This window comes from Aerosakkonema sp. BLCC-F183, assembly GCF_041929145.1.
Classification (GTDB): Bacteria; Cyanobacteriota; Cyanobacteriia; order Cyanobacteriales; family Aerosakkonemataceae; genus Aerosakkonema.
This window is the reverse complement of record NZ_JBHFNU010000100.1, coordinates 1-12,001: the sequence shown is the minus strand read 5'-3', so window position 1 is coordinate 12,001 and position 12,001 is coordinate 1. Positions and strand designations below refer to the sequence as shown.

The window sequence follows — 12,001 nt, the reverse complement described above, 5'->3', positions numbered from 1 at the left end:
GGAATCTCTAGATTTATTTAGTGAACAAACTGCTAAATTAATGTCTTTAAGTCCTCATAAATTACCTTATTATCAACGAGGTCATCGCGCCGAAATGCTTATCCAGTCTACCTTTGAGCTATAGTTGTCGCCCCGTCAGGGGTAAATGGGGGCACAGATCCAGAAGAATTTTCAATACAAACCTAACCCCTAGAACAGCAATTAACTAATGGTTGGTAATGTGAGAAGATTTAAGTTAAATTCACCGAACGATGCAATGTTAGCCTGACGACTGCCATCTTCCCGATAAGCAAGAGAAAGATACAGGTAGCTAGACGGCTTGTATGGCAATCGTTCCGACCATTCGATCGCCACAATTCCCAAAGGCACTTCGACCCCTTCCCAAAATGTTTCCGGGTGCAAAGAATCGACTTCTGTCGGTGACAAACGGTATAAATCCAAGTGATACAAAGGCAATCTTCCTTCTGGGTACTCATTCACCAATGTAAAAGTAGGGCTGACGATCGCATCTAGTATGCCCAATCCTTCCCCAATACCTTGAACTAAAGTAGTTTTACCAGCACCTAAATCTCCTTCCAGTAAAATTACGCTACCAGCTTGTAGAGACTGACCCAAAGCGCGACCCAAAGATCGCGTCGCCTCAGCATCAGAAAGACGAATTGCCTGCGGTTCTATGACCATTTTCTATCGAAAACCTAAAATTTAAAATTCAACTGGTTGGGATTGAGCGCGACTGTACCAGCGCAGCAACACCCGCGCTAGCCGCTGAGAATTATGGCGCACCAAAGCCGTATTTTTATCCTCATCCATCACATTCGCCAACACAATTCTACGCCCCAACTCCGCGACTGCCTCGCGATCGAGGAAAACGGGATAGGAATTTTCTTGTGCGTAGCGAATCAGAGCGTTAGCCGAGGGTGATTTCCGCTGCACCAATACTGCATTAAACAATCGCTTACCGCAGGCTTCGTCAATAGCTCGGATGTGGTCGGAAACAGTGTATCCTTGAGTTTCCCCAGGCTGAGTCATGATATTGCAAACGTAGATGCGGGGAACTTGTCGTTGTGCGATCGCTTCTGCAATTTCCGGCACCAACAAATTGGGAATTACACTGGTGTAGAGGCTACCTGGGCCAATGATAATGTAATCCGCTTCGCGAATTGCCTGCAAAGCTTTCGGCAAACCGGGAGGATTGGCGGGAATACAACCAATTTTGACAATATTTCCTTTAGCTTCCGTAATTTTAGACTCTCCCTCAATCCGGCGTCCGTCTGCTAACTCAGCCCACAAACGGACATCGCTAAGCGTCGCCGGTAGTACCCGTCCTCTGATCGCCAAAACCTTGGAACTGGCAGCGATCGCTCGTTCCAAATCCCCAGTAACTTCGCTCATCGCCGTCAGGAACAGATTACCAAAACTGTGACCGACCAAACCATCCCCAGCGCGGAAGCGATATTGAAACAACTCCGTCAATAACTTTTCCTCATCTGCTAGCGCCGCCAAACAATTGCGAATATCCCCAGGCGGCAGCACGCCAATTTCCCGGCGCAAACGCCCAGAAGAACCGCCATCATCCGCCACCGTCACAACAGCTGTAATATTGGCGCTGTAAGTTTTTAAACCTCTCAGCAAAGTAGAAAGACCAGTACCGCCGCCGATCGCCACAACTTTCGGGCCGCGATTGAGGCGGCGATGGGCCAGCAGCATATCGATCAGTTCTTCATCTCCTGCTGGTTTGAGAACTTCCGTAATAGCATTGAAACTGCGAGTCTGTCCCCACAGAATAAACAGCACACCGAAAGCTACCACGAGCGGGCCGCTGATATAGCTGGGAAAGAAGGAAGCAACCTTTTCTAAGATGTCGTTGATCAGCTGAATGAGACGATAAATGGGAGTTAGCTTTATCCAGATGGCCAACCCCAGACTGGTGAGCAAAACACCGCCTGCGCTCAAAAGCAACCAGCGTTTCACCAACAATCCAGGAGCCAACCATTTGAACCATGTATTGACTCGCTGGGGAGTGCGACTTCGTGACTCGTGGGACAGCACAAGAAGGGCTTGTTTGAATAAACTGAGGGACATAGATGATTTGGGCGAGGTATTCAAAAGGTTCGTCAGACAAGTGTATAATAGAAGTTTTGAGGTTATCGAGCTAAGATCTCCACTTAAGCAGTATGTTCAACTAGGTATTTGTTACCAGAGTTATTGGCGATCGATCAACCCTAAGCTTGTATGCCATAAGATTCATGTTGCACACAGCGATATCTGGGTGAGATTTTCTTATGGAGCAGCGAATTTTGGGATTAGACCCAGGGCTGGCAATAGTTGGATTTGGGGCCATTATTTGCCCAAAGCTACAGCAAACTCCCGCGACCCTGCTAGACTTTGGAGTCATAAAAACTTCATCCGATCTAGACATCGGAGAACGACTCAACATAATTTATGAAGATTTGCATACATTAATACAGCAGTGGCAGCCGGATCTGGTGGCGATCGAAAAACTATTTTTTTATCGCATGGGAAATACCATTGCTGTAGCCCAAGCGCGAGGTGTACTGATGTTAGTCTTAGCTCAGCATAAACTACCATTAGTAGAGTTTACGCCAGCACAAATAAAACAGGCGCTGACCGGCATGGGCAATGCGGATAAGTATGACGTGCAGCAGTCTGTGGCGCGGGAGTTAAATTTAGATTATATTCCCAAACCGGACGATGCAGCGGACGCTCTGGCAGTAGCCTTAACTGCATGGTTCGATCGGGCTGCTTAAACTCCTGCCTGAGAAGATTTTTAAGGCACTAATTGCTCCTTTTTCGCAAAAAACAGCAATCTTCTATTTATAGACACATCATATCCTTTGGTTATAAATTTGCCATATTTTAAAATTCTTCATTGCTCAGTTAGCAATATTTTCACAAATCCAAAATATAAAATTTAAAATCCGAAAAATAGGGCATACGTTTGCTTCTGTAGTTTAAATGAAGACAAACATAATTTTTATTTACAAAAATACAATATAAGCAAAAATACTTGAAATAAGTTAAAACTTCTTTAAAAACACAAAACTAATAGACAATCTGGTTTGGCTGTATTGAGCAACCTTATCAATAAAGCCATTTTTTGCCATAGATAATACGTAAATTTCTCTGAATCTAACCGTAATATAGTAGTAATAAATGTTATTGTTGCCGCTGCAATCATAGGGCCGCAGCAATTTTAGAGGTATTGTAATGGCTAAAATCCTAATTGTGGATGATTCAAGCTTATCCCGTCGGATACTAAAAGCCATACTAGAACTAGAGGGACATCAAATTATTGAGGCATCTGACGGGATAGCAGCGATCGAGCTTTATTTTCTCGAACACCCCGACTTAGTAACACTCGATCTGGTCATGGCCGGGATGACAGGAACGGAGGTGCTGGAAAAATTAATCTCCTTGGATAGGTCAGCGCAGGTGATAGTAGCCAGTGCCGATCTTCAGACTTTCACCCAGAAAACGGTTAAGCAAGTAGGGGCGCGTGCCTTTATCAATAAACCATTTGTTGCTGCTCATGTACTGGAAATTGTCAATGCAGTACTGGAAAGAGGTTCGTAATGTTACTTACAGAACAACAACAAGACGCATTAACTGAACTGATAAATATAAGCTTTGCCCGCACCGCCGCTTCCCTATCAGAACTGACAGGTTATCGCGTATTACTAGAAGTTCCGCAGGTTTATATCCATCCGATCCGGGACTTAGCTACCAATCTCGCCAGCGTCGTTGAAGGTGAAGTCGCAACCGTACAGCAAATTTTTACTGGCCCTGTTTCCGGCAACGCACTTTTGCTCTTGAACTATGAGGATGCCGTCATACTGACCGAGTTGTTAACACCGAATACTGCTTTTCTGACCCATCGCCTGGACGCATCTGCAAGCGAGGTACTGACCGAGGTCGGTAATATCTTATTGAACGCTTGTCTGAGTATGTTCGGTAATGTGCTGGAAATCCAAATTACTTTCTCAGTACCGCGTTTGCACCTCGAAGCATTAGATGGACTGCTGAATTCCCTTGTGATTGGGAAGGAAGAATTGCGTTATGGTATGGTAATTTATACAGGATTCCGCTTGCGCGATAACTCGGTCAATAGTTATCTAGTAATAGTGTTGGGTGTGGCATCGTTGGACTGCTTGATGGAAGCGATCGACAGATGGTCAGATGTTCCACTTAAAGAAAGCTAAACCTAAATGAGTCTAGCCCTAGATTTACAACTTTAGTCTTTACAAAAGAATAAAAATTTTCACTATACTTAACTTTTTTCCAAACCAGAGGACTGTTAAGTAGTTGAGAAGACAGTTTATTAACTTACACCCTGATTAAATCGATATTTGTTATTGTTCGCAGTATTTTGCCTAGTATAGTCATATTTTTGAAATATAACCAAAGTTTCTTGTATTTTAAGAATTGCAAAAATTTTAAAATCAACCTTAATTATGAACCTTAGAAATCAAAAATTACAACAAAACGAAGTCATGCTGCAATGGTTAAACGATCAAGCAGACCAAGGTATTTTTACAACCGATGCCAAACTAAAGATCTTAAGCTGGAACCATTGGCTCGAAATCCACAGTGGCACGAGCGCTCAAGAAATCATAGGACGCAATTTACTAGAGGTGTATCCCGAACTAACCCAGCGTCGATTAGATCGTTTTTACGATCGGGCTTTGGATGGTCAAGTAGTATTGCTATCCCAACGATTGCACGGTTATTTACTACCCATATCACCCAGGATCGACAACAGCATATTAACTCATATGCTACAAAGCGCTCGTATCGCACCTTTGATAGAGCAAGGTCGCGCTATCGGTACAATCACCGTTATAGAAGACGTAACCGAACGGGTAGCATACGAAGCAGAATTGCAACACCAAATTGAGGCTCTCAAACAAACGGAATTAGCACTTCTTTCAACTTACGCACGCTTACAGCATTTGCTTTCATCTAACCCAGCAGTGATTTACACCCGCAAGTTTTCTCAGGCTCAAACCATTACTTTTGTCAGCAATAATGTCAGTACAAAACTGGGTTATAAACCGCAAGATTTCACTGAAAATAATAACTTCTGGATAGATTGCATTCATCCCCAAGATGTATCGCGAGTTCTGCCACTTGCACCCGAAATGTTTGAAGATAAATACTGCGTATTGGAATACCGCTTCCTCCACAAAAATGGTACTTATCGATGGCTGCGGGATGAAATGAAACTGGTGTTGAACTTAGAAGGAAACGTGCAAGAAATAGTGGGAGCTTGGTACGATATCACTGAGGATAAACAAGTTCAAGAAAAATTACGAGAGCAAGCAGCGCTCATTGATATCACCACAGACGCTATTTTAGTTCGAGATTTAAATGCCAAAATATTATTCTGGAACAAAAGCGCTGAAAAGCTTTATGGATGGACAGCAGCAGAAGCAATCGGCAAAAATGCCAATCAACTTTTATTTGAAATTGCCTCTCCTCAACTTGAAGAAGCTCTGTCAACAATTATTGAAAAAGGCGAGTGGCATGGCGAGCTGCATCAAATTACTAAATACGGCAACGAAGTAACTGTAGAAAGCCGCTGGACTCTTGTACAAGATGAGAGACAAAATCTGCAATCAATACTTGTTGTTAATACCGACATTACAGAAAAGAAACAACTAGAAACTCAATTTTTACGTATCCAGCGGATCGAAAGCATCGGTAATCTTGCTGCTGGTATCGCACACGATATGAATAATATCCTCACCCCCATCTTGGCAGCTGCTCAACTTCTTCTAAAAATGGAAGTTCCACTGGAAAAACGGCAGCATTTGCTGAATATTGTCGAAGCAAGCGCTAAACGTGGAGCTAATCTAGTTAAGCAATTGCTGTCCTTTGCACGCGGAATGGAGGGAAAACGTACAATTTTAAATATAGGACACCCGATCGCAGAACTCAAGCATATTCTCAAACAAATATTTCCTAAAACAATAAAATTACAGCTTGATATTCCACAAAACCTCTGGACTGTTTGCGGAGACCCCACACAATTGGATCAAGTTTTAATGAATCTTTGTCTAAACGCTCGCGATGCTATGCCAGATGGCGGCGAACTGAATATATCTGCGGAAAATGTTTTTATTGACGAAAAATTTGCGAGGATGAATATAGACGCAAAGGTAGGCCCTTACATTCTCTTAAGTGTTTTAGATACTGGAACTGGCATCGAGCCAAGAATAATAGATAGGATTTTTGAACCTTTTTTTACAACAAAAGAAATCGGAAAAGGCACTGGTTTTGGTTTGTCAACTGTACTTGGTATCGTGAAAAGTCACGGTGGTTTCATAAAAGTGAATAGCCAGGTAGGGAAGGGTACTGAATTTAAAGTGTATTTGCCAGCAATAAAGGAAAGTGAAATACAGGAAGCAGAACAGGTAGACTTTCCCAGAGGTCAAGGAGAAATGATTCTCTCGGTTGATGATGAAGTTGATATCCAAGTGATTAACAAAACTATTTTGGAAAAATATGGCTACAGGGTTCTCAATGCTGGTAATGGCGTTGAGGCAATCAAGTTATATAAAAAGCATAAGCATAAAATTAGCGTTGTGCTGCTGGACATGATGATGCCGTCTATGGACGGTTTAAGTACTATTCGTCAATTACAAAAAATTAACCCTTCTGTCAAGATTATTGCTTGTAGCGGACTGGCTTCCAGCACAATGGTAGAATCGGTTGAAAAGCTGGGAGTTAAAACGTTTTTAGCGAAACCTTACACGACGCAGGAATGGTTAAAAACTATTAGCCGAGTTTTAGCCTAAGCTAGGTCTGGGGGTGAGGGATTAGGAGCTAGGGAAGAGAGAAAAAGAGCAATTTTTGAATTTTGACTTTTCTCTCTTCCCGACTCTCCCTCTCCCTTTTTAGGAGAGGGTTTGGGGGAGAGGTAAAACTGGCTTATACTAAAGCAGCCAAAGCTTTTTCTACGGCTTGTAAAGCTCGATCGACTTCCGCAGCAGAGACGATCAAAGGTGGTACAAATCTGAGGACTTTGGGGCCGGCGGGAACGAGCAATAAACCTTCAGTCATTGCAGCTTTTACCACATCGACTGAAGTTAGTTCGATATCTGATTTTAGCTCCATACCGTTAATCAAACCCCAGCCGCGCACTTCAACAATATGGTTAGGATATTTAGATGCGATCGCTCTCAATCCCGTCCGCAATTGTTCGCCCCTATCCTGCACATTTTGCAGAATATTCTCCCGTTCTAAAGTTTGGCAAACGGTAAGGGCAGCCGCACAGGCAAAAGGATTGCCACCGTAGGTACTGGCGTGATCCCCAGGTTGGAAAACAGCACAGAATTGCTTAGACAAAGTAGCACCGATCGGAATCCCGCCACCCAATCCTTTGGCGCTGGTGAAAATATCAGGTTCGATCCCTAAATTTTCGTATCCCCAGAACTTGCCACTGCGACCCATGCCTACCTGCACTTCGTCGAGAATCAGCAGAATGCCATTTTCATCGCAAATTTGGCGTACTTGCTGGAAGTATTCCACATCTCCGGGACGGACGCCGCCTTCTCCCTGTAATGCTTCCAGGAGGATAGCACAAACCCTGCGATCGCCTGTATCTATATCGACGATCGCATTCTTGAGCGCTTCGATATCGTTATAGGGTACATAGTGAAATCCGGGCATCAACGGATCGAAGTTCTTTTGGTATTTCGGCTGACCCGTGGCTGTAATCGTCGCCAACGTGCGCCCGTGGAAACTGGCGTGCGCCGTCAAAATTACCGGATTGGTGATTTTTAAGACCGTATGGGCGTATTTCCGAGCCAATTTGATCGCCCCTTCATTTGCCTCTGCACCCGAATTGCAGAAAAATACGCGATCGGCACAGGAATGTTCTACCAACCATTGCGCCAGCTGACCCTGTACGGGAATATAGTACAGATTAGAAACGTGGTGCAGCGTCTGGATTTGGCGAGTTACCGTTTCCACTAAAGCTGGGTGGGCGTGTCCCAAAGTGCAAGTGGCAATTCCCGCCACAAAGTCCAGATATTCGCGCCCTGCGGTATCCCAAACGCGACAACCTTCTCCCTTCTCCAGCGCTAGGGGGAACCGCCCGTAAGTTGTCATCACGCAGTCATCAAAACTGGCAGGGTCAAACGGGGCAGACAGTACAGGTGCTGACTCTGCGGGTATGTGGGGATTTTCAACGAGAGTTTCTATGCTCACTGACTCAATCCTTAATATTCGAGCTTTTTTGAAAAGCTGTGGTACGGAATTTTAAGGCAGATTAATGTAAAACTGCTATTTCAATACAGCAGCTTATACCAATAACCTAAACCTTATGTACGGTATTGTATTCTCAGAGAAAGTAGTATTATCGTACTTTCCGCAACACTTTATCCTAGCAAGTTTAAACTCTACAGGCCAAGGACATCAAGGAAGGTTTGCAGAGTTAGTCATTGTTCTGATTGTTCTTCTGCTAGTTGCCACAGGCGTGGCGCTGCTATCTCGGCAGTTTCGTTTGCCCTATGTCACGGGTTTGGTTCTCGCAGGTTTGGCAATCGCGGAGTTCTTACCACGTCGCGTCGGATTGGATTCTTCGCTGATTTTGAATCTATTTTTACCGATTTTGCTGTTTGAGTCGGCAATAAATACCGATATCAGCCGCCTGCGAAGCACGATTAAACCGATCCTTCTCTTAGCTGGGCCAGGTGTGGCGATCGCAGCTGGAGTTACTTCCCTATTGTTAAAACTGGGGCTGGGGTTGGGTTGGATACCGGCGCTGCTGATAGGGACGATCCTCGCCATTACCGATACGGTGTCGGTAATTGCCGTTTTTAAAGAAGTATCCGTACCTTCCCGACTATCCACAATTGTAGAAGGAGAAAGTTTATTTAATGATGGTGTAGCCCTCGTTCTCTTCAGTTTAATTTTGAAAGTTCATTCAACCGGATCGATAACTTTTGTGGAGGGAATCCAAGATTTATTTTTGGTAATTGTCGGCGGCAGTCTCGTAGGAATAGCTTTGGGTTATTTGAGTGTAGGTTTATTTGTACGTTTGGACGATCCTCTCAGCAGTATCTTACTAACAGTTGCGGTAGCATTAGGAACTTTTCAGGTCGGACAAGTTGTGGGCGTATCCGGTGTTGTGGCAGTAGTTGTAGCCGGATTAATTGTGGGAAACTTCGGACTTTCCGGTAGTGTTTCTGCTTCCAGTCGCATCACTTTATTCAGCTTTTGGGAATATGCGGGTTTTGGTGTCAATACATTTATTTTTCTGCTGATTGGTATAGAAATAGATTTGATTACTCTTTGGCAAACTTTGCCAGGAGTTTTGCTCGCTATTTTGGCTTACCAAGTGGGTAGATTTGTATCGGTGTATCCCTTGTTAGCTGGGGTGCATTTGTTCGATCGCCCCGTACCTCTGCGCTGGCAGCACGTTCTATTTTTGGGCAATATTAAAGGTTCGCTTTCAATGGCGCTTGCCTTTAGTTTACCTGCAACAATTCCAGGACGAGAAGGGCTAATCGCGTTAGTATTCGGTACAGTTCTTCTCTCTTTGGTAGGGCAAGGTTTGAGTTTGCCTTGGCTGGTGCGAAGGTTGCAGTTAGTGAAATTTTCAGAGTTTCGTCAGCAAACGGAGGAATTGCAAGCTCAACTGATGACTGCGAAGGCAGCCCAAGATGAATTGGATAGTTTATTGAAGGCGGGAGTATTACCAAAATCTGTGTATGAAGAAATGCGATCGAGTTATCAAGTAAAAGTAGCAGCCGCAGAAAAGGCACTGCGAGATTTATACAATCGCCGTCCGGATGAATTTGCGGCTACTAATAACGATCGCATCAAACTCGATGCCATTCGTCGGCGTTTGTTATTGGCAGAAAAAGGTGCCTTGAACGAAGCATTGCGGAAACGAATTCTCTCAGAAGAAATCGTGCAAACCAGGATACAAACTATTGACGAGCAACTGTTAAAACTGGAAGACGATTAACGGCAACCTTCCATAAAATCGATCATTTGATGTAAGGAACCTGGCTTGGTGACAACCAAAACCGTTGAACCAGATTCTAACACAGTACTGCCGTTGGGAATTGCTAAATCCATATGCGGATGTGCTTGATAACCAATAATTAGAGAACCTGTGGGGAAACGAGCATCTTGAGCGATTTCAGCTACACTGCGTCCGACAACGTTGCACTTTTGTGGGATCGACAGCTTTAAGACCTCGATTTGACCTTGCTCGAAGTGCATCATCGATTCGACTTCCGGATATTCGATCGCATTCACCATTGTAGAAACAGCTAAGTCGATCGTACTGATAACATGATGCGCCCCAGCTAAGCGCAACGGTTGCTCAAAATCGCGGTGACGCATTCGGCTGATAATGTGGGAAACACCGTAGTGTTTGGCAAGAGTAACCATTGCCAAATTTAAGGCATCGTTCCGCAATACAGCAGCAATAGAATCGGCTTTGCGAATTCCCGCTTCCAAAAGTACTTCTGTGTTTACCGCGCTACCTTCAAAAGCCATTGCTCCCACTTGTTCGCGAGCGTAACGGCAAGCATTAGGATCGATATCAATTACAGCAACGGTGTGTCCCAGTTCTACTAACCTTTGAGCCAGATTTATGCCGATCAGTCCGGCTCCACCAATTAATACATACATTCCCGATCTCCTTTACTATTAGATTGAATATAGTGTTTGTGTAACTGCCTTTGTGTATTATCAAACTCTTTAGAAAAAGTTGCTACTTACGTGAGCCAACGCCCTTCATTCGATTCTCAGTCAGATATCGAGCGCAAGTATCAACGCCTCCGGCAAGAATTGATTGTCGGTGCGATCGCCCTCGCTCTTGTGTTTTTGTGCGGTACGTTGTGGTATCGTTTTGTTGAGGGGTGGCGGTGGTTAGATTCGGCTTACATGACCGTAAGTACCCTGGCTACCGTTGGCTTTGGCGAAATCAATCCTTTAGGCGATCGAGGACGATTGTTTACGATCGTTTTGATTGGGATGGGTGTGATTAGCATTGGTTATATTGTTAATCGCTTTACAGAAGCTCTCATTCAAGGTTACTTCCAAGAAGGAAGAAGACTTCAACAACAGCGACGTTTGGTGGAATCTCTTACAGAACACTACATTATTTGTGGATTTGGACGCACCGGGCGTCAGATTGCCTTAGAATTTGAGGCAGAAGGTATTCCTTTTCTGACGATCGACTCCAATTCGGAATCCGTGCAAGCCGCTCAGCAGATGGGTTACATTGCCGTACAAGGGGATGCCACGCTGGATGAAACTCTGGTAAGAGTTGGGATAGAACGGGCAATTTGTTTGGTGGCGGCGCTTCCTTCCGATGCAGAAAATCTTTATACAGTTCTTTCGGCAAAAACGCTCAATCCCAATGTCAGAACGATCGCCCGCGCCAGTACGGAAGAAGCGGTGACAAAATTGCAGCGCGGCGGTGCGGATGCGGTAGTTTCTCCTTATATTACTGGTGGCAAACGCATGGCAGCTGCCGCACTCAGACCCCAAGTAATGGATTTTGTCGATGGCATTTTAACCGGTAGCGACAGATCTTTTTACATGGAGGAATTTCGCCTCGATGCCGATGTTTGTCCGGTAGTGGGACAAAGTTTGAGGGAGGCGAGATTGCGATCGCAATCCGGTGCTTTAGTTTTAGCAATTCGTCGCGCCGATGGCACCCTCATCGGTGGGCCAACTGGCGAAACCCTTTTATTGCCAGGGGATGCGATGATTTGTATGGGTACTGCCGAACAATTGCGTTCTCTCAACCAAGTTTTAAGTCCCATTACTTCCAAGAAATTGCGATTGCCCAAACATACGTAAAAGCATTATTGGGCTCTCCCGTTGTTGTGGTGATAATAAAAACTTATTTAATCGTAGGGTGGGTTAGGCACGGGCGATAATTTCAACACTTTCAACCAATAATTAAGTTCCCGTGCCGTAACCCACCATCCCAGCTATCTGTAACATATAC

At 44.5% G+C, this 12,001-nt stretch carries 10 protein-coding genes; 6 read left to right on the top strand and 4 right to left on the bottom strand.

Going from position 1 to position 12,001, the window contains the following annotated elements:
• Window positions 1-201: 201 nt before the first annotated feature.
• Together tsaE and yvcK are read right to left on the bottom strand one after the other, a co-directional pair.
• The gene (gene tsaE / locus ACE1CD_RS29105; protein WP_374796909.1) at window positions 202-681 is read right to left on the bottom strand and encodes a tRNA (adenosine(37)-N6)-threonylcarbamoyltransferase complex ATPase subunit type 1 TsaE; all 480 of its coding nucleotides are present in this window, start codon (window positions 679-681) and stop codon (window positions 202-204) included.
• Window positions 682-702: 21 nt separating this feature from the next.
• The gene (yvcK, locus tag ACE1CD_RS29100) at window positions 703-2,082 is read right to left on the bottom strand and encodes a uridine diphosphate-N-acetylglucosamine-binding protein YvcK (RefSeq protein ID WP_374796911.1); all 1,380 of its coding nucleotides are present in this window, start codon (window positions 2,080-2,082) and stop codon (window positions 703-705) included.
• Between the two features lie 200 nt (window positions 2,083-2,282).
• Here yvcK and ruvC point away from each other — a divergent pair, with 200 nt between their 5' ends.
• The 4 genes from ruvC to ACE1CD_RS29080 all read left to right on the top strand — a co-directional run bounded on the left by ruvC (window position 2,283) and on the right by ACE1CD_RS29080 (window position 6,818).
• Window positions 2,283-2,768 carry a crossover junction endodeoxyribonuclease RuvC gene (gene ruvC, locus ACE1CD_RS29095; protein WP_374796913.1) on the top strand — a complete coding sequence of 162 codons (486 nt, stop codon included), beginning with the start codon at window positions 2,283-2,285 and terminating at the stop codon, window positions 2,766-2,768.
• 460 nt (window positions 2,769-3,228) lie between these two features.
• Window positions 3,229-3,594, top strand: a complete 366-nt coding sequence (locus ACE1CD_RS29090) for a response regulator (protein ID WP_190470245.1) — start codon at window positions 3,229-3,231, stop codon at window positions 3,592-3,594.
• Window positions 3,594-4,220, top strand: coding sequence for a chemotaxis protein CheC (locus ACE1CD_RS29085; protein ID WP_374796915.1), 627 nt, complete (start codon window positions 3,594-3,596; stop codon window positions 4,218-4,220). The genes ACE1CD_RS29090 and ACE1CD_RS29085 overlap by 1 nt, the downstream gene beginning before the upstream one ends.
• A 252-nt stretch (window positions 4,221-4,472) precedes the next feature.
• Window positions 4,473-6,818 carry a PAS domain S-box protein gene (locus tag ACE1CD_RS29080; RefSeq protein WP_374796917.1) on the top strand — a complete coding sequence of 782 codons (2,346 nt, stop codon included), beginning with the start codon at window positions 4,473-4,475 and terminating at the stop codon, window positions 6,816-6,818.
• Between the two features lie 133 nt (window positions 6,819-6,951).
• On the opposite strand, the gene ACE1CD_RS29075 is transcribed toward ACE1CD_RS29080, so the two are convergent.
• Window positions 6,952-8,232: an aspartate aminotransferase family protein gene (locus tag ACE1CD_RS29075; RefSeq protein ID WP_374796919.1), complete on the bottom strand. Its 1,281-nt coding sequence runs from the start codon at window positions 8,230-8,232 to the stop codon at window positions 6,952-6,954.
• A 115-nt stretch (window positions 8,233-8,347) separates the two neighbouring features.
• Here ACE1CD_RS29075 and ACE1CD_RS29070 point away from each other — a divergent pair, with 115 nt between their 5' ends.
• On the top strand, window positions 8,348-9,997 hold the full coding sequence (locus ACE1CD_RS29070) for a cation:proton antiporter (protein WP_374796921.1): 1,650 nt from the start codon (window positions 8,348-8,350) through the stop codon (window positions 9,995-9,997).
• Here ACE1CD_RS29070 and ACE1CD_RS29065 read toward each other — a convergent pair.
• Window positions 9,994-10,671, bottom strand: coding sequence for a potassium channel family protein (locus tag ACE1CD_RS29065; RefSeq protein WP_374796923.1), 678 nt, complete (start codon window positions 10,669-10,671; stop codon window positions 9,994-9,996). The two genes, ACE1CD_RS29070 and ACE1CD_RS29065, sit on opposite strands and share 4 nt — an antisense overlap.
• A gap of 90 nt (window positions 10,672-10,761) precedes the next feature.
• On the opposite strand from ACE1CD_RS29065, the gene ACE1CD_RS29060 reads away from it, so the two are divergent.
• Entirely contained in the window at window positions 10,762-11,850 is a 1,089-nt protein-coding gene (locus ACE1CD_RS29060; protein ID WP_374827013.1) for a potassium channel family protein, read from the top strand.
• The last annotated feature ends 151 nt before the right edge of the window (window positions 11,851-12,001 follow it).